The sequence below is a fragment of the Moraxella sp. Pampa genome, assembly GCF_035181385.1.
In the GTDB taxonomy this organism is placed as follows: domain Bacteria; phylum Pseudomonadota; class Gammaproteobacteria; order Pseudomonadales; family Moraxellaceae; genus Moraxella.
Window position 1 is genome coordinate 579,635 of sequence record NZ_JAXCJK010000001.1, and the last position, 19,271, is coordinate 598,905.

Genomic DNA, 19,271 nt, shown 5'->3' on the forward strand with positions numbered 1-19,271 from the left:
ACCACTTGGTCGGATTGTTCAAGTGGTTTTTAAAAACTGGCAAATCTATGGTAATGGATTGACAAAGCAATACTCAAATTGCCATCAATTAATTAGCTCAAACCTTGCTTGGTTAAGCACACAGCTTATGCCATAAATAAAAACAACCTAAATTTTAGGTTGTTTTTATGGTCATGGTACGATTTGTGAAATTGTCAGTGTTGCTGTATTGCTCGTCTTGGTAAGCGGTACAGGGTTGGCCGACAAATCACCCGACTTAGGCATCGCTTCACCCAAATGGCTGATGCGTGCATTGACCACCAACTCATCGCTCTGACGCCCAAGCGACAGCGTACGAGTTGGCATCATTGCATCCATATCGCTTAAAGAAACCATCATCTGACCATTTTTAATCTGGCTAACAGGCAGACGCTTCACTGCATATGGTGCACCGCCTTTAACCGATACGATAGAAACAAATAACACATCATCTTCTTTGATTTGTGGCATCAGTTTTGCATCTAACATGATAGCAACATTCACACCCTGAGCAGCTTTTATCTCTTGGGCTTCAATATTGCTCAGCAGCAAATCTAAACTTGCCAATGCTTCGCTTCTGTTACCAGATTTGCCAGCAACACTGGAACGCAACTTATGCACCCATGCTTTAGCATTGGTAAAATTCCCTGCACGAGTCTCAGCCATCGCCATCATCATCTGAGCCCCTTCGTGGTCAGGCATCACACGCAAAATTCCAAGCACTGCATCACGAGCCGATGCATCAAGCACACCATTATTGACAAAAAAACTTGTTTGAGCATAAGTCATGGCAATCTCAACATTATCAGGTTCTAGCCTATACGCCCTTGACAATGCTTCTAATGCCTGCGGCTTGGCATCAAGTGCACCAAATAGCTCTGATAATCTCATCCAGCGATTGGCATCATCAGCGTGCATATGAACATTGGTTTGCATGGCAGAGATGAGAGCTGTACTGTTTTTACTTGCCCATTGCGGCGGAGTATCAATCTTTGCTGTTAATAGATCATCTGCCACTTGACCTACCGTATCTTGGGACTGCCATAATGTAAATACAGGCGTACGGTCAGATGTTGTTAAATATGCAAGCATCGCCAAAAGTGGAATCCAAATCATCACAATCAGACGAGACTTAACACTCACAACCGCATGGCTTTCGGCATGAGTCTGAGCAGCGATAAGTTGGCGTTTTAGTTCGGTAGACTGTGCGTTATAATAAACATCATCAATGACGCCAGCATCTTTATCAGCTTGCAACTCATTAATGCGACGATTAAATACCTCAATGTTAATTGCCATCAGGCGGTTGTCTTTGGCCACACGCCCTTTCAACCAAGGGTAAATCACTACAAGCGATACAAGCGACACCAAAGCTGCACACAAAGTAAAAAATAGCCACAAACTCAATGTCATCACTTTTCTCTCTTATCATGTGCGTTTAAAATTTGTGCAAGTCGTGCTTCTTCACTGACACTTAACGCATCAACATCATCTTTTTGAATATTATGGCGAGAATGTCTGGTTTTTAACAACCAGCCACCAATAAGCAACACCAATAAAAAAGGTGGGAAAAACCACAAAATCCAAGTTGATGGTCGCACAGGTGGTTTGTAACTGATAAAATCACCATAACGCTCAAACATATAATCACGAATCTCGGTATCACTTCTGCCGTCAATAATCATCTCATAGGTTTTTTGTTTCAAATCCAACGCAATTGGTGCATCAGACCCTGCTAAGTTTTGGTTTTGACATTTTGGACAACGCAACTCTTCAATGAGTGCACGATAACGAGTCTCATCTTCTGGTGTTTTAAATTCATAAACTTCAATGCCTGCCCAAGCAGATGTCATCATACCCAAGAACAACACCATCATGAATATTTTTTTCATATTTTAGCCCTAACTGCACGCACGAATTTTGGCATCATCGCCAAGTGTTTCATCACCAATGGCCAGCAAGCACGGCTGGATTTCATTTTTCCAGTTATTCTCACCAACCTCACCCAAGATGTGCTTATAGACCACGCCTTTACCATCTACAACAAAAGTCTCAGGTGCACCCGTCAGACCCAAATCAATGGCATATTGACCATCTAAATCCTGCAACGAGTAGATGAACGGGTCTTGATATTGATTCAAATAGCCAAGTGCATCAGGCAATTCATCCTTATAATTAACGCCCACCATCGACACACCATCTGCATGCAATTTCATCAAAAATGGGTGTTCAATTTTACAGGTCGGGCACCAAGAACCCCAAACATTAAGCAAAAATGGCTTTTGTGGCAAATCACCGTTTGTCATCATGCGTGTCGTATCAGAAAGCAGTGGCAACCTAAAAGCTGGCAAAGGTTTATTTATCGCCGTACTTACCTTAATGTCGGTATCTTTGCCCAAACGAAAATAAAACATTGTCATTGCAAGCAAAAAAACGAGCAAAGGCAAAATAAAAATCCACATATGTTTATTTGTTTTTGCCATGTCTATTTCTCCCAACCGTCAAAGTTTTTCAATTTTTTCATGCGATAGCGTTTATCAAACATGGCAAGCAATCCGCCAAGTGCCATCACAATTGCCCCAAGCCACAGCCAGCGTACCATCGGTTTGACATAGATACGCACCGCCCAAGTATCGGCAGTTACTTTTCCTTCATCATTAATGATTGGCTCACCCAAAGCAATATACAGCTCATTGAATAGGCTTGGACGAATACCAACTTCGGTCATTGGCATCATTGAAACAACATAATTGCGTTTTTGTGGATAAAGTGTTGTGATGAGTTCGTCATCTTTTTTGACTTGTACAGTGGCACGCGTGGCATCATAGTTGGCACCTTCAATCTCATCAAACTCCTGCAAATAAAAATCATAACCTTGCACATGAACACTGTCGCCGACCGTCATCGCCACATCTTTTTCAAGACCCATCGCTGACACGCCTGCCACACCAAGTGCCGTTATCAAAACACCAATATGGGCAAGTTGCATTCCGTAGTAGCTTGGCGTAAGTTTTTTTAGCCCTTCTACCAAATTTGTAGCATGGCGTGTTTTGTCTTTGATATCTAACACCATGAATGACAGTACCCACATTGACAGCACTGCTGTTATATATACCGCCTTATCAAAATGAGCATATTCTGCAAGCGTACCCATCAGATAAGTAAGCACCGCACCCAAAACACACGCACTTATTGCACAAACAAAAGCTGTGGCTAAGAATGGGCGGCCATCATATTTGTAACGAAGATTTGCCCCTATGCCCATAAAAGCAAGCAACAACCAAGATGCAGGCACAAATAACGCATTAAAATACGGCGGACCAACGGACACCTGTCCCCATTTAAAGGCATCAGCAAGCATGGGATACAGAGTACCAAGCAGAACCACAAGCATTGCCACAAGCAAAATGATGTTATTAATGATAAGGATAGTCTCACGAGATTTTAGCTCATAACGACTCTCAACAGTCAGTCGCCAACCACGCAGGGCAAACATCACAAGACCACCACCAATCACCAATCCCAAAATCATCAAAATGGCAAGGCCACGAGTTGGGTCAGCAGCAAAAGAGTGTACCGAAGTAATCGCTCCAGAACGCACCAAAAATGTACCTAGCAATGATAACGCAAACGCAAAAATTGCCAACATCATTGTCCAAGCCTTGAATACACCACGCTTTTCTGTTACTGCCAGTGAGTGCATGAGTGCCGTTACAGCAAGCCATGGCATCAAGGAAGCATTTTCTACAGGATCCCAAAACCACCAACCACCCCAGCCGAGTTCATAATAAGCCCACCATGAGCCAAGTGCAATCCCAAGTGTCAAAAATCCCCACGCCACTACTGTCCATGGCCGAGACCAACGCATCCATACCGCATCTAGTCGCCCTGCCCACAATGCTGCCATACAAAACGCAAAAGGCACCGCCAAACCCACATAGCCCATATAAAGCATTGGCGGATGAAAAATCAATCCAGGATCTTGGAGCAATGGATTTAGATCAACACCATCAATCGGAATATTTGGCAAAGTACGCTCAAATGGACTTGATGTAAAAATCAGCATGAGCAACATCATTGTCTGTATCATACCAAGCACCGACATGACGCGTGCACGCATATCAAGTGGCAATGCCCGACTAAAGACTGATACAAGCATACACCACGCTGACAAAATTGTTATCCACAGCAAAAGCGAACCTTCATGACCGCCCCAAGTCGCTGATAGCTTATAATACCAAGGCAAAAGGCTGTTGGAATGGCTTGCTACATACACCAAGCTAAAATCATTATAAATAAAGCCTACCATCAATGCACCAAACGACACCGACATTGCCACAAACTGTGCCACCGAAAGACTTGGTGCAAGGCGTTGCCATTGAACTTGGTGTTTGATGACGCCAACGGCAGGTAAAATTGCCTGCAACAGTGCAATCACAAGTGCTAAGAGCAGTGCAAAATAACCCAATTCTGTAATTAGCATAAATATACCTTCTATTGGTATTTTTTAATCATTTGATATTAAAAGATTTTTTAAAATACAATCATCATGGCTGGCATTGAGCTGGCATGAATGTCGTTTGGTTTTACTCTTATCATCAATCAATGAATCAGCCAATCAGAACAATCAGCTGTTTTATCCTTTTATCTTGTCATCAAATGAATGATAAAAAATAAGTACATAAAAAAACCATCACATCAAATACTTTTGCACATCGTAGGATAAGCAAAAATGTTTAACAGACAGCCTTGTCATCATTGATTAAAATCATTTTACTAAAATAATTTATTAAACCCAGTTTTTGCAATATAGTTTTTAAAACATGGTTTTTAACACAATTTTTTGGTTTGATTCACTCCAATCGCCCAAACCATCTTTAAGCATCAAAAAAACACCACCACCAAATGCAACCAGCCAGCTGCAAGTCCTGTAATCGCCCCAAGAATGATGAGTGTCATCTCATCTTCTTTAAAAGCAGGTCTGAGTAAATTTTGAAATTCTTGTGGTGATAATGCACGAATGCGACTTTCAAACAACCCAAAAATCTTGCCAGCGCGTGAAGTGTTTAGTCTAGGGTCTCGAATTGGTATCATTGTCGCATCGATGGATTTGTCAATAATTATGTCTTTAAATTCATCAAGCTCTCTATGGGTCATACCCACTTTTAAGCTGGTTGCAACCACAGGTGATTCCAACAAATCGTATAGATGTTTTTTGACCAGTGTGCGTGTTTTATCCGATCTTACGCCATACATCATCTCATTCATGATATTTTCAAGTGTTACCAATTCATTAACAACAATTTCGGCAAATACACTTGATACTTCATCTTGGCGTTTCATAAAACCACCTTGCCACGCATAGCGATGAATGTGCGGAAAGATCAAACGAATCCCATTGGTACTGCGACAAAATATGCGAATGAATGGAATATAACATGGTTCAATGGGATTAAATACCATCCAGATGGCAATCCAGTTTGTCAAAGCTCCCCAAATCGCTGCAAAAAATGGCACCGTCCAATGTTGGGGCGCAAAATAAAAAATCGCCATTTGAATGATACCAAAACCAAAACCAATTAAGGCACTGATTTTCCAAATGAATTTAATCTCTTTTCTACCCACTCGTAAGAACATCTGCACCATAAGCTTTCGGTCGCCCTCCATCTTACGCACAATCATCTGACGCATGTCCACCAAACTCTCAACATTATAAGTCAGATCCATGACCAGCGACTTCATCACACTTGACAGCTCTTTGCGTGCATGGGCGTAGATACGGCGGCGAACGGCATATGGCATGGCATTCCACAGCCCCTGATGGCGTTCATGCATGATTTCATCAATCAGTTGCTCTAGGTTTTCATCAACAGTATTTGCGATAAAATCAGCCATCTCTTCAGGTTCCATCGCCCTAAAAAACTCATCTAGGTTGCCTAATTTTGAAAGCGTCTGATCAACAATGATCCCAGAGATTTTACCAGCTTTGGCAGGAACGATGCCTTGCCAACCCAAACCCTTTAAACCAAAAGGCAGTCCATTGATGCGTATGCCCCAAAAATGAATCGGGTGAAACAGCATTTCAAGTGCCATCCACACATGTGCCCAAGTAACAAGTGCTGTTACAGGCGGAATGGTCAGCATGGCGATGAATTCAGGGTGGGCAGCTAGGGCTTGCCAAATAGAGCTGAGCATAATTTACTGATACATAAAGTTGATGAATAAGGCAAGTATGAACCACGATAAAAAAGAGAAATTAAACTTTCACCAAGCAATCAAATACTTTTGGTATTAATATCTTGACATTAGTGCAATTGACATTCTGATATGTTTTAATATTTTATCATAAATTCCACACCCTGTCAGATTTTCATCATCAGATTTTTGCCAATGATTATTATTGATAATAGTCATTATATGATATAAGATAATGTGTGATATGTGATATAAGTATGATATCATGACATCAACCCACATTCATGTCCAAAAATTCACACAGACACATACTCAATATACTAAAACAATAGGCGTGATTTTTTTAAGTTTAAATTTAAGTATAAGAAAATAAATTTAAGCTGATAAAAAGCCAATAAAGCTAATAAAATCAGGAATTTGACTAAAAATATGATTTTAATGATAGATAACTATTGTAGCTTCACCTACAACATTGCTCAATACTTTGGTGAATTACAACAAGACATCAAAGTATTACGCAATGACGAAACTACCCTTGATGAAATTCAAAAGCTTGCCCCAAAAGCCATCATCTTGGGGCCAGGTCCTTGTAGCCCTACTCAAGCAGGGGTTAGCTTACCCATTTTAACCAGCCTATCAAGCGTGGTGCCAATTTTAGGCGTATGCCTAGGCCATCAAGCGATTGGTCAAGCATTTGGCGGGCAAGTTGTGCGAGCAAGCGAAGTCATGCATGGCAGATTGTCGCCGATTCATCATCACGGTACTGGCGTATTTCAAGACTTACCAAGCCCATTTAATGCCACTCGCTATCACTCGCTGGTCATTGACAAAAATACCGTGCCCGACTGCCTAGAAATAACCGCTTGGACACAAAACAGCGATGGCACAATGGAGGAAATCATGGGCGTACGGCACAAAACACTGAATGTTGAAGGTGTACAGTTTCACCCAGAATCCATACTAAGCGAGCATGGCTATAAAATTTTTAATAACTTTTTAGCAAGGCATGGGTTGGCAAAGCTCAGCAATGACAATCTGCCAAAAATCGCTTAGTCGCCCAAACATTAACATAAAAAACATAAAAAATCTTAAGAAAAAATCATGATTAATTTTGATGCCATCAATACACTGAGCGACAAACAGATTAATGACTTTTTAAGTCAGGCTTTAAAAACCTTGCTACAAAACAAAGACCTTGATAGCAAGACCATGCGTGCCGTCATGCTCACCATCATGCACGGACGATGTCCTGACGCTCTGATGGGAGCCATCTTAACCGCCTTACACATCAAAGGAGAGAGTGTCAGCGAAATTACTGCCGCCGCATCTGTCATGCGTGAATTGGCCGATGGCATCAATATAACAGATTTATCCAATGTGGTAGATATTGTCGGTACAGGTGGTGATGGTGCAAATTTATTTAATGTTTCAACCGCTGCCGCATTTGTTGTTGCAAGCAGTGGTGTGGTAGTGGCCAAGCATGGCAATCGTGGCGTATCCACCAAGTCAGGTTCATCAGATTTACTTGCCAGTGCAGGCATTCGCCTTGATTTAAACAACATTCAAGTATTGCAATGTCTGAACGAACAAAATCTGGGGTTTTTGTTTGCACCCAACCACCACAAGGCAATTAAGTATGCCGTTGGTGTGCGTAGCCAATTAAAAGTACGCACGATTTTTAATGTACTAGGTCCACTAACCAACCCTGCTGGTGTCATCAATCAAGTCATTGGCGTATTTGATGAATCACTATGCCAACCCTTTGCCCAAGTCTTAAAAAACCTAGGCAGTCGCCATGCTATTGTGGTGCATTCAGCAGATGGATTGGACGAATTTAGTCTGGCGGGAGAAAACTTTGTCAGCGAACTTAAAGATGGTCAGATTACAAATAGCATCATCAGCCCAAGTGATGTTGGACTGGCCACCCAAAGTCTTGATGGGCTTAGTGTTGAGTCATCAAAAGACAGTCTAATTCTCATCAAACAAGCACTGGCAGGCAAAGCAACTGACTTACGCATTCAAAAAGCCCAAGACATCATCGCTTTTAATGCAGGAGCAGCAATTTATGTTGCAGGCAAGGCAAGCAGTCTAAAAGAGGGAGTAAAATCAGCTCAGAAGATCATCGCCAGCGGTCAAGCACTGATTAAAATGCAAAACTTTGCCGAATTTACCCAATCTTTTAACTCTTAAACACAATTCATCAGTGATTATAATCATTAGGAAGGCTCATGATTCAGACCGCTACACCGAGCATTTTACAAAAAATCGTTGCCACCAAGCATCAAGAGATTGAACAAGCCAAACACCATATCAGCCAAGATGAGTTATTAAATGTCATTAAGAACAATGACGATAAACCTCGTGGCTTTGCCAATGCTTTGCGTGCTGTCAGAGTGAACGAAAATAAAATCGGGGTCATCAGCGAAATTAAAAAAGCCAGCCCATCAAAAGGCGTGATTTGCCAAAATTTTGATCCCATCAGCAGTGCCAAAGGCTATGCCAAAGCAGGAGCAACCTGTCTTTCTGTATTGACCGATCGCACCTATTTTTTGGGGCATGATGAATATATGAAGTCAGCGCGTTCGGCGTGTGATTTACCTGTGCTGCGTAAGGATTTTATGGTAAGTGATTATCACATCATTGAAAGCCGTGCTTTGGGTGCTGATTGTATTTTACTCATCATGGCGTGTCTTGATGATAAAACAGTGGCACAACTGCACTCTATTGCCATAGAATTGGGCATGGACATACTGATTGAGATTCACACCCAAGACGAACTAGAACGTGCTTTACGGCTACCAAAAAGCCCTCATAATATTTATGGCATTAATAATCGGGATTTAAATACTTTTCAAGTAGATTTAAATCACAGTATCCACCTATGTCAAAGATTATTTGATACACTTGGCAATGACGCACTTGTAGTCAGCGAAAGCGGGATTAATGACGCAGATGATATCCAACTGATGCAAAAAAATAACATTCATCATTTTTTGATTGGCGAACAATTCATGAAAACCAACGATGCAGGTCAGGCATTGGCCGATTTATTGGCCAGCTTGTAATATGAATGATAGGGCTTTAAATAGCATAAGACAACCCAACATAAGACAATCTAAAAAGCGAATGCCGACATTCGCTTTTTGATATTTTTTATTGTATCGTTATGATATTAGCAGATTGGCAATTATTTGATGGATAATAAGGACAATAAAACCATCAATTCAGCAAATCAGGAAAAATTGTCCGCAGTCCACTGACCAAAATCTCAACCGCCACCGCTGCCAAAAGCATACCCATGACACGACTTAAAATATTCAACCCAGTATCACCCAAAAAACGACTGATACGCCCTGCTGCCATTAACGACAAATAGCAAATGATGCTGATACACAATCCTGCCACCACAATCATGGCTTTTTGAAAGGCACCAGCCACTTGACTGCTATAAATAATGACAGTTGAAATCCCCCCTGGTCCAACCATCATCGGAATGGCAAGTGGCACAACCGCTGATGCCACCAATGAAGAATTAACCTCTACCTCATCTTCATTCGGCTTGACAGGATTGCCTCCGCCATTCATCATATTAATGGCAATCAAAAAGACCAAAATACCCCCTGCCACCTGAAATGACCCGACCGAAATACCCAAAACTTCAAGCAAGGCCTCGCCCAAAAGTGTAAAAAAACTGATGGTAATCAACACTGTCAGACAAGCAATTTGTGCCACTTTTTTGCGGTCTTGGGCACTGTAAGTTTTGGTGATGTTTAAAAACAACCCCAGTGCACTAAATGGGTTGATTAACACCACAAATGCCAAAATAATTTTAATCAGTTCGGTATCCATATGATTCTATTTTACTCAGCTTGCGATAAAACTTGACATTTTACCACAAGCAACAGCAAAATCTTACCAAAATCTTTATTTTTTATGGTAGAATTTCAAGATTTTCAAACATTCTTATACTTCATGAATCACGATTTTTACGATAAAAAAGCCGTCGTTTTATTCTCTGGCGGACTTGACTCCACAACTTGTCTGTATTGGGCAAAAGCAAATTTTAAAGACATTGTCGCCATCAGCTTTCGCTACGGCCAGCGTCATTCTAGCGAACTCATCGCCGCCAAAAAAATTACCGAGCATCTTGGGGTAATGCACCGTATCATCGACATTGACATTGCCCAACTTGGTGGTTCAGCACTTACAGATCAAAATATTGATGTGCCTGATTATGATGCCAGTTCTAATGCTGTGCCCGTTACCTATGTACCAGCTCGCAACACCATCTTTTTATCCTATGCACTGGCAGCAGCAGAAGTCATGGGTGCCAACCATATTATCATTGGTGTAAGCTCGGTAGATTTCTCAGGCTATCCCGACTGTCGCCCTGATTTTATCAAAGCCTTTGAAGAGCTTGCCAATCTTGCCACTGTAAGAGGTCGTGCTGGCAATCGCCTATCAGTCATCGCACCACTTCAAAATCTGTCCAAAGCTCAAACCCTAAAACTTGGATTATCGCTTGGTGTGGATTATGGGCAAACCGTCTCTTGCTATCAGGCAGATGGTGATGGGCATGCGTGCGGTATGTGCGACAGCTGTGCCTTGCGTCGCCAAGGTTTTATTGATGCTGGTTTGAATGATATCACACACTACCAAAACAGCTAAATTTTATCAAAAATTGGTAAGGAAAAAATTATGGAACATCAATCGTTTGAGCTTTTTGACACAACCAAACCAAAACGCAAAAACAATCCAGAGCTTCTTCGCCACAATATTTTGATTGCCGCTAAAAAACTGATGTTGGCAGATGGCATCGCCAATTTATCCATGCAAAAAGTTGCGGATTTAGCAGAGACAAGCAAAGGCGGGTTATTTCATCATTTTAAAAATAAAGATACACTCATAGAATCGGTTTTTGAACTGTTCATCGCACAAGTTAATACTGCGATTTTACAAGACATTGAACGCCTAGGAGAACAGACAGGTGTATTTACCCGTGCCTATGTGAATGTATTTTTCACCAACGAAAATATTGGATTATCAAGTGACTGGGCAGGTCTAATCCGTGCAATGAATGCCGAAAGCAAACTGATTGGTCTATGGGAAGGTTGGCTTAGCAATAAACTTAAAAACTATGTTCATACCGACAATGACTTTAGATTGTCTAGCATTCGTTGTGCAGTTGATGGTGCATGGCTAAACGACATTCAAGCTGAATATTTGCCAAAAATTCAATCCTATTTGCTTGGTTTGATTGATGAAGTTAAAGAAAAATAGGATTAATGAACAAAGAACATCTAACAGCTTGGTTTTTGACTTAATAAAACACCACCTGAATCAGGTGGTGTTTTATTATCATCTAGATTTTAAATCGCATAACCAAAGGCATAAAACGCCACAAGTATCGCTGCAATGATGATGGTGCCAACATTTAGCTTATCAAACTCACCTGCAATCAAACGACCTAAAACCAGACTTGCAAAACCAAGCATGATGCCCGTTACGATGTTGGCTGTTAGCACAATAAACACTGCACATACAAGGCCACTCATTGCCCCTACAAAGTCATCAAAATCCAGCTTTGAGACACTGCTTAACATCAAAAGACCTACATACATCAAAGCAGGTGCTGTTGCATAAGTTGGTACCAAAAATGCCAAAGGCCCAAAAAACAGCATGAGTAAAAATAGCAAACCAACCACAATGGCTGTCAAACCTGTCTTACCGCCCACAGCTGTACCTGCCGCTGACTCAATATAAACAGCAGCAGGTGCCGTGCCAAACAGCCCTGAAAAGATGCTTGACACCGAGTCTGCAGTCAAAGCACGATCACCATTGATGATTTGACCATCTTTATCGATCAGCTCTGCCTGACCTGCCACTGCACGAATTGTACCTGTTGCATCAAACACTGCCGTCATTACAAGGGCAAATACCGCAGGCAACACTGCCGCATTAAATGCACCTGCAATATCAAGATTAAAAAATTGCGACTCACCTGTGATGGTGGGTAGCTTAAATATTGAGCCACTAAACTTCACATTTGGATCAAAAATCAAACCAATGACCGTGATGGCAATAATCACCCACAAAATACTTCCCTTAATTTGCTTGCGTTCAAGACCAATGGTTGCAGCCAACCCAAGTAAAGACATGATGACGGGAAATGAGGCAAACTCCCCCATTTTTACAGGCAACCCTGCATCATTTTTAATTACCAAACCTACACCATTGGCAGCAATGAGCAATAAAAACAAGCCGATACCAATGCCAGCACCATGTGCAATTGAGCTTGGTAAATTGCGTAAAATCCATGCACGAATGCCTGTTGCTGAAATTAGTGTAAACAGCACACCCATCAAGAAAATCGCACCCAATGCCACAGGCACACTGATGCCCTGCCCCAAAACAAGGCTAAATGCCGTGAATGCCGTCAAGCTAATTGCACAACCAATTGCCATTGGAACATTTGCCCAAAGACCGATTAAAATCGAACCAAGACCCGCCACCAAACAAGTCGCAACAAACACCGATTCAGCAGGAAAGCCCGCTTGCGATAGCATACTTGGTACAACAATCACCGAATACACCATGGCCAAAAATGTCGTCAAACCTGCAACAACCTCTTGACGAACCGAAGAATTTCGTTCATCAAGTTTAAAAAAAGAAGATAAAGACATAAAACGCTCATCAGTCAATAACAATAAAGGTGTCTAATTTTACTAAATAGTTGCTGATTTTACAATTTATCATCAACAAAGTTACAAAATTTTCTCCATAACAAGAAAAGTTTAGGTAAAATAACAATAAAATTTTACCCAAAGTTTTCAACCAACTTCATTTTATCGATTTTATCATGACAAATACTCACGAAAATATCACCCTGCCTACCTTTGAGATAACACTTGTTGAGCACAACACAACAAGACAAGTTGATTTGGCAAATTTTGTCAAAAGTAGCGGACAAGGATTAATTTTATATTTTTATCCAAAAGACAACACAGCAGGCTGTAGCGTACAGGCAGTAGATTTTACCGTGCTTAAAGATGAATTTACAAACAAAGGTTATCAAATCATTGGTGTGTCTCGTGATGGCATCAAATCTCATCATAATTTTATTAGCAAAAAAGCATTAAATATCGCCCTAGCGAGCGATACTGACGAAATGCTTTGTCAGCATTTTGATGTCATCAAAGAAAAAATGATGTATGGCAAAACACACCTTGGTGTCATTCGCTCAACTTTTGTATTTGATAAAAACGGCCAAATGACTGCCAGCTATCGCAATATCAAAGCCAAAGAACACGCCAAAACCCTGCTAAACACCCTATAATATCAAAGACAACACATGAAAGTCATGCACTTATCATCGTCATTAAAACACGATGAAGCCGAACGAGGCATCTACGCCATCACCCACGCATTCATGCGTGCAGGTCATGAATCCATTGTCATTGGGGCAGCAGATGAGGACAGCGAGCTGGTTACACGATTATTGCGTGATGGCACAGTATATTACAAATTACCCATGCCAAAAAAATCTTGGTGGGCGTTAAAAAATGTGTTCAAGCTACGCAAGATTATCCAAGAACAACGCCCACACATCATTCATGTACACTCTCGCACACCTGCTTGGGTGCTACACTGGGCGTTACGCCCTATCCCAAAAAAAATGCGTCCAAAAATCGTGGCCAGTATTTATGGTTTTTATCCCATGAATTCCTACTCACACGCACTGTTTTACTCTGATGTCATCATTACTGCCTCCAAGAGTATTGATAAATATCTCAAAGCAAAAATTGCCCAAAAACAGGAGGAATTGAACATTCAAGAACTTCCTTTTAGCATCATTTGTATCAAGCGTGGCGTAGATATACGCACCTATCCATATCGGCACAACTCATCTATATATTGGCTACACAATGTTTTTTCAGAATACCCAGAGCTTGAACATAAAAAATGGCTGTTTTTCCCGACGCCTATTGGTGCAGAATATGGACAAGAGTGGCTGATAGATATTTTGGGCAATTTACAAGAAAAATTCCCAGACATTCAAGTCATCATCGCTGAAGATTTGGAACTTACCCATACCAGCCAAGACATTGCTCATGAAGAATTTACCCAACGCATTCACACCTTAGGCTTAAACAATAAAGTTACCTTCATTGGTAGAAGACCACCAGACATGAAAGAGTGGCTATCATCAGCCAACATCGTTCTTGCACTTGCCAACCACCCTGAAAGCATAGGCATGACTGCTCTACAAGCCATTCATCTTGGCACCCCTGTTGTTGGCTGGGCAAAAGGGGCATTTGCTGATATTTTAACCGCCACTTATCCACAAGGTCTGGTCAAAGAAGAAAGTGCAATCGCCTTGTGCAGAGCGGTGAAATCTCATCTACAAAATCGACTGCGCCCCGCCATGACACATGAATATACCATTGAACAAACAACTGCCGAAACCTTAGCGGTATATCAGTTGCTCATGCCTGATTGTAAACTGGTCAAAAACGACCGTCATGATAATCTGGTCTGCATTCGTATTGATGATTAAACCACCCTACCATCTACAACCCATCTAAAATCACAGCTGGTAATACAAAATAAAAAAACTTACCTAAAAAAACACCCAGCTTGGGTAAACTGGGTGTATGGGTAAATGCTGTCCGTCGCAAGCAGTCCTTTGGTCATCATTGTTTTGGCAATCTGCCATCTAGTCCCTATTTAATCCTTACTAACCAATCTAATTCTCGCAGACCTCTTAATAAGAATAGGATAAGACAATTAGCCAAACTACGCCATCAGCCATCACCAACACAGCATGTAAGAAATTGCCGACAATTTTTATCTCTACTTATTTTTAAAAAAACACACATAAATGACGGTAATTAATTTTTTGTGCTTTTTATTTAATAAGCCAATGTATGATAAATCATGACACACGCTTTGCATCACAACCTTAGAGCATCTTACTTCATCTTACTTTGATACACCCTCTTACAAACAAAAAATGAGATAAAATTTGCTTGCAAAGGGTCTTATACTGTGTTAGAATTAGCAACTGTTTTTTGAGAGCCCTCGTTTCCCCCAACTTTTCTCTCAAACTTAATAAGGTTTAACTATGACTACTACTATCAGTGCCAAACCCGCTGAAGTTGTACATGACTGGTATGTTGTGGACGCTGAAGGCAAAACACTAGGTCGCTTAGCTTCCGAAATTGCTTCTCGTCTGCGTGGCAAGCACAAACCATCGTACACTCCCCATGTTGATACAGGCGATTATATCGTTGTCATCAATGCTGACAAAATTGCTGTTACTGGCAAAAAAGCACAAGATAAAAAATATTATCGACATACTGGCTACCCAGGTGGTATTAAAGAAACTAACTTCACAAAACTTCTTGCACACAAGCCAGAAGATGTGTTGTTTAAAGCCGTTAAAGGTATGTTGCCAAAAGGTCCTTTGGGCTATGCAATGATTAAAAAGCTAAAACTGTATGCGGGTACTGATCACCCACACGCAGCACAGCAGCCACAAGTTTTAGACATCTAAGGAGACAAACATGGAACGCAATTACGGAACAGGTCGCAGAAAGACTTCTACCGCTCGTGTCTTCTTGTCTAAAGGCACAGGCAATATCAGTATCAATGGCAAAAGCCTAGATGAATACTTTGGTCGTGAGACTTCTCGCATGGTTGTTCGTCAGCCATTAGAGCTGCTTGATGTTGCAACTGATTACGACCTATACATCACCGTTACTGGTGGTGGTGCAAGTGGCCAAGCAGGTGCGATTCGCCATGGCATCACTCGTGCATTGATTGAATCTGATGAAAGCCTAAAACCTGCTCTAAAAGCAGCTGGTTTCGTTACTCGTGATGCTCGTGAAGTTGAGCGTAAAAAATTGGGTCTACGCAAAGCTCGTCGTCGCCCACAATTTTCAAAGCGTTAATCTTTTACGCTTTTGCAAATTTCAAAAAACTCTCGTTATCGGGAGTTTTTTTATGCTTCATTTTGTATAAAAATATTGGCAAAGTGTAAAAAAAAGAATAAATAAACGGCCATTAAGTAATAGTTACTTAAAATAATGACAAATTTTATGCTAAAATGACTGGATTATTTTTTAGTTTAATTAAATATATTTTTAAGTTAATATTATATAAATAACATGATAATTCCCACTAGACTGGTTGGATATTACGCTATTTTTACACAAACAAAGCTTTTTTTGTCAATTCATTAAAAATTTTGCGACTTTTTTTCACAAGATAGCAACAGAACAATTTATTTTATGGCAAAAATAGCTTAAAATAGTCATGTTTAAAAACTAGTAAATAGGCACAGCAAATGTGGCGACGATAAAACGGTTTTATCACAGCCACACACCCAGTATGGGAACAATCCCATTCTTTATTCTGGAGGAAGTTTTAATGAGCCATGCCGAAGGCGTGAATATTAAACGCCGTAGAGTCCTAATCGCAACCACCGCTGCCATCGGTGCGGTTGGTGTAGGTGCGATAGCCACCCCATTTGTACGCTCTTGGTACCCAAGTGCTAAAGCAGAAGCTGCTGGTGCACCAGCCGTTCAAGACATCAGTGGAATTGAAAACGGTCAAATGATCACAATCAAATACCGTGGCAAACCAATTTTTGTCGTTAAGCGTACCGAAGAAATGGTGGCAAATTTAAGCAAAGTTACCCCAAAACTTGCCGACCCTGAATCACAAGCCTCTATTCAGCCTGAATATTGTAAAAATGAAACTCGTTCAATTCAGCCTAATTTGCTGGTAGTTGAAGGTGTTTGTACACATCTAGGCTGTGCACCCTCTTTTAGACCTGAAGTTGGTGCGGCAGACTTAGGCGGTGCAGATTGGTTTGGTGGTTTTTTCTGTCCTTGCCACGGTTCATTGTATGACCTATCTGGACGAGTATACAGTGGCGTTCCTGCACCACTGAATCTACCAATTCCAGATTATAGCCTTGATGGCACAATCTTGACTGTTGGGGAGGCATAACCATGAGCATCGCTAAGAAATTTATGAACTGGGTTGATGCACGCTATCCAGCAACCGAGACTTATGAATACCATATGTCAAAGTATTATGCTCCAAAGAATTTCAATTTTTGGTATTTCTTTGGTGTGTTATCAATGGTTGTATTAGTAAACCAATTGGTCACTGGTATTTGGCTAACCATGATGTTTAATCCAAGTGCAGAAGGTGCGTTTGCATCACTTGAATATATCATGCGTGATGTTAAAGGTGGTTGGCTAATCCGCTATATGCACTCAACAGGTGCATCAGCATTCTTTGTGGTTGTATATTTGCATATGTTCCGCGGATTAATGTATGGTTCATACCAAAAACCTCGTGAATTGGTCTGGATCATTGGTATGGCGATTTATCTATGCCTAATGGCTGAAGGCTTTTTTGGCTATTTACTACCTTGGGGCAATATGTCTTTTTGGGGTGCACAGGTTATTCTTAACCTTCCTGCTGCCATTCCATTCATCGGTGATGCACTGGGCGAATGGGTGAAAGGTGATTATATTATTTCAGGCATCACTTTAAACCGCTTCTTCGCTCTACATGTTGTGGCAATTCCACTCATCTTGGTTGGTCTTGTATTCATGCATTTGGTAGCATTACATCATGTAGGATCAAACAACCCAGATGGCGTAGATATCAAAAAACTAAAAGACAAAAACGGCGTACCACTTGATGGGGTGCCATTTCACCCTTACTATACCGTGCATGACATGGTTGGCATTGTAGTATTCTTTATTTTGTTCTTTGCGGTGGTGTTTTTCGCCCCTGAAGGTGGTGGTTATTTCTTAGAAAAACCAAACTTTGAAGTTGCCAACGCTTTAAAAACACCTGCTCACATTGCTCCTGTTTGGTACTATATGCCTTATTATGCAATGCTTCGTGCCACACCATCTATGTTTGGTTCAGCATTGCCAGGCGTAATCGTCATGTTTGGTGCAATTGCAATTTTGTTTGTACTACCTTGGTTAGATCGCTCACCTGTAAAATCAATTCGATATAAAGGTGTCTTATCCAAGATTGCCTTGGCCATTTTTGTAGTGAGTTTCTTAATCCTAGGTTACTTAGGTGGCGTTTCATCTACACCAACAGGCACTTTGATCGGTCGTATATGTACCATTTTATACTTCTTGTATTTCATTCTGATGCCGTTCTATACATCAATTGAGAAGTGCAAACAACCACCAGAACGAGTTACAGGGGGTCACTAATGAAAGCATCTAATCTAAAAACCCTAGGTTTGGGCTTACTTTTGGCAGGTGCCAGCATCTTAGTTTCCTCACCAGCTATGGCTGGTGGTGGACATGGCTGTGGTGAATATACCGAAGCTGATGGCACAAAAACCACGCTAGAATGTAGCAAAGCCCCAATTGACCTTACCAACAAAGGTTCGTTACAACGTGGTGCTGCAATGTTCATGAACTACTGCGTAGGCTGTCATTCAGCTCAGTATGTGCGTCATTCACGCATTGCCAAAGATTTGGATATTCCTGCAGAATTGATGGAAAAATACCTCATGGTTACTTCAAGCCAAATTGGCGACCATGTAACCGCAGGCATCAACCCTGAACTGCAAGGTGCTTGGTTTGGTGCTGCACCACCCGATTTATCGCTTGAAACTCGCTTGCGTGGCGATGACTGGGTTTACACCTACCTACTGTCGTTCTATGAAGATCCGAGCCGTCCTTGGGGTGCAAATAATCTAGTACTAGCAAATGCTGCCATGCCTCATGTATTGCACAATCTACAACAAGAACTTGGTGATGAAGAGTATAAATCACGAGTTGGAGATTTAGTCAACTTCATGGCATGGATGGCCGAGCCTGTGCGTCATGATCGTAAAATCTATGGTGCTTTTGTCATTTTATTCCTACTCATTCTATTGATTCCAGTGTATCTGCTGAACAAAGAATTTTGGAAAGATGTCAAATAATTTGTCATAAAAAGTCATAAAAAAAGAGCCAGTAGTAGCCACTGGCTCTTTTTTCTTTTCAAGTTTAAAAAAAATCATC

At 41.1% G+C, this 19,271-nt stretch carries 19 protein-coding genes; 12 read left to right on the plus strand and 7 right to left on the minus strand.

Going from position 1 to position 19,271, the window contains the following annotated elements; translation table 11 throughout:
- Positions 1–171: 171 nt before the first annotated feature.
- The 5 genes from ccmI to R0123_RS02790 all read right to left on the minus strand — a co-directional run bounded on the left by ccmI (position 172) and on the right by R0123_RS02790 (position 6,213).
- A complete protein-coding gene (gene ccmI, locus R0123_RS02770) occupies positions 172–1,431 on the minus strand; it encodes a c-type cytochrome biogenesis protein CcmI (RefSeq protein WP_323843235.1) in 1,260 nt (419 codons plus the stop codon).
- On the minus strand, positions 1,431–1,910 hold the full coding sequence (locus R0123_RS02775) for a cytochrome c-type biogenesis protein (RefSeq protein WP_323842207.1): 480 nt from the start codon (positions 1,908–1,910) through the stop codon (positions 1,431–1,433). Before R0123_RS02775 ends, ccmI begins: the two co-directional genes overlap by 1 nt.
- A gap of 9 nt (positions 1,911–1,919) precedes the next feature.
- Positions 1,920–2,501 (minus strand): DsbE family thiol:disulfide interchange protein, encoded by a 582-nt coding sequence (locus R0123_RS02780; protein ID WP_323842208.1) that lies wholly within the window; start codon positions 2,499–2,501, stop codon positions 1,920–1,922.
- Positions 2,502–2,503: 2 nt separating this feature from the next.
- Complete coding sequence (locus tag R0123_RS02785; RefSeq protein ID WP_323843028.1) at positions 2,504–4,501, minus strand: heme lyase CcmF/NrfE family subunit; 1,998 nt, start codon at positions 4,499–4,501, stop codon at positions 2,504–2,506.
- A gap of 401 nt (positions 4,502–4,902) precedes the next feature.
- Positions 4,903–6,213 carry a hypothetical protein gene (locus R0123_RS02790; protein WP_323842210.1) on the minus strand — a complete coding sequence of 437 codons (1,311 nt, stop codon included), beginning with the start codon at positions 6,211–6,213 and terminating at the stop codon, positions 4,903–4,905.
- 429 nt (positions 6,214–6,642) lie between these two features.
- Here R0123_RS02790 and R0123_RS02795 point away from each other — a divergent pair, with 429 nt between their 5' ends.
- The 3 genes from R0123_RS02795 to trpC are packed head-to-tail and all read left to right on the plus strand — an operon-like array spanning position 6,643 to position 9,278.
- Positions 6,643–7,266 carry an aminodeoxychorismate/anthranilate synthase component II gene (locus R0123_RS02795; RefSeq protein WP_323843029.1) on the plus strand — a complete coding sequence of 208 codons (624 nt, stop codon included), beginning with the start codon at positions 6,643–6,645 and terminating at the stop codon, positions 7,264–7,266.
- Positions 7,267–7,314: 48 nt separating this feature from the next.
- A complete protein-coding gene (trpD, locus tag R0123_RS02800; protein WP_323843030.1) occupies positions 7,315–8,403 on the plus strand; it encodes an anthranilate phosphoribosyltransferase in 1,089 nt (362 codons plus the stop codon).
- 41 nt (positions 8,404–8,444) lie between these two features.
- Positions 8,445–9,278 (plus strand): indole-3-glycerol phosphate synthase TrpC, encoded by an 834-nt coding sequence (gene trpC, locus R0123_RS02805; RefSeq protein ID WP_323843236.1) that lies wholly within the window; start codon positions 8,445–8,447, stop codon positions 9,276–9,278.
- A 154-nt stretch (positions 9,279–9,432) separates the two neighbouring features.
- Here the strand turns inward: trpC and R0123_RS02810 are convergent, their stop codons facing one another.
- On the minus strand, positions 9,433–10,062 hold the full coding sequence (locus R0123_RS02810; protein ID WP_323842555.1) for a MarC family protein: 630 nt from the start codon (positions 10,060–10,062) through the stop codon (positions 9,433–9,435).
- Positions 10,063–10,185: 123 nt separating this feature from the next.
- Between R0123_RS02810 and queC the strand changes: the two genes are divergently transcribed.
- Both queC and R0123_RS02820 read left to right on the plus strand, forming a co-directional pair.
- On the plus strand, positions 10,186–10,881 hold the full coding sequence (queC, locus tag R0123_RS02815) for a 7-cyano-7-deazaguanine synthase QueC (protein WP_323843031.1): 696 nt from the start codon (positions 10,186–10,188) through the stop codon (positions 10,879–10,881).
- A gap of 30 nt (positions 10,882–10,911) precedes the next feature.
- On the plus strand, positions 10,912–11,493 hold the full coding sequence (locus R0123_RS02820; protein WP_323843032.1) for a TetR/AcrR family transcriptional regulator: 582 nt from the start codon (positions 10,912–10,914) through the stop codon (positions 11,491–11,493).
- Between the two features lie 89 nt (positions 11,494–11,582).
- On the opposite strand, the gene R0123_RS02825 is transcribed toward R0123_RS02820, so the two are convergent.
- Positions 11,583–12,896, minus strand: coding sequence for an NCS2 family permease (locus R0123_RS02825; RefSeq protein ID WP_323843033.1), 1,314 nt, complete (start codon positions 12,894–12,896; stop codon positions 11,583–11,585).
- A gap of 173 nt (positions 12,897–13,069) precedes the next feature.
- On the opposite strand from R0123_RS02825, the gene R0123_RS02830 reads away from it, so the two are divergent.
- From R0123_RS02830 to R0123_RS02860, 7 genes are all read left to right on the plus strand, one after another.
- The gene (locus tag R0123_RS02830; protein WP_323843237.1) at positions 13,070–13,549 is read left to right on the plus strand and encodes a peroxiredoxin; all 480 of its coding nucleotides are present in this window, start codon (positions 13,070–13,072) and stop codon (positions 13,547–13,549) included.
- Positions 13,550–13,564: 15 nt separating this feature from the next.
- Complete coding sequence (locus tag R0123_RS02835; protein ID WP_323843034.1) at positions 13,565–14,770, plus strand: glycosyltransferase family 4 protein; 1,206 nt, start codon at positions 13,565–13,567, stop codon at positions 14,768–14,770.
- A gap of 567 nt (positions 14,771–15,337) precedes the next feature.
- Complete coding sequence (gene rplM, locus R0123_RS02840) at positions 15,338–15,769, plus strand: 50S ribosomal protein L13 (RefSeq protein WP_323842560.1); 432 nt, start codon at positions 15,338–15,340, stop codon at positions 15,767–15,769.
- Positions 15,770–15,779: 10 nt separating this feature from the next.
- Positions 15,780–16,166: a 30S ribosomal protein S9 gene (gene rpsI / locus R0123_RS02845; RefSeq protein ID WP_323842561.1), complete on the plus strand. Its 387-nt coding sequence runs from the start codon at positions 15,780–15,782 to the stop codon at positions 16,164–16,166.
- A gap of 478 nt (positions 16,167–16,644) precedes the next feature.
- Positions 16,645–17,229 (plus strand): ubiquinol-cytochrome c reductase iron-sulfur subunit, encoded by a 585-nt coding sequence (gene petA, locus R0123_RS02850; protein WP_323842562.1) that lies wholly within the window; start codon positions 16,645–16,647, stop codon positions 17,227–17,229.
- 23 nt (positions 17,230–17,252) lie between these two features.
- The gene (locus R0123_RS02855) at positions 17,253–18,470 is read left to right on the plus strand and encodes a cytochrome bc complex cytochrome b subunit (RefSeq protein ID WP_323842570.1); all 1,218 of its coding nucleotides are present in this window, start codon (positions 17,253–17,255) and stop codon (positions 18,468–18,470) included.
- Positions 18,470–19,192, plus strand: coding sequence for a cytochrome c1 (locus R0123_RS02860; RefSeq protein WP_323842563.1), 723 nt, complete (start codon positions 18,470–18,472; stop codon positions 19,190–19,192). Before R0123_RS02855 ends, R0123_RS02860 begins: the two co-directional genes overlap by 1 nt.
- The last annotated feature ends 79 nt before the right edge of the window (positions 19,193–19,271 follow it).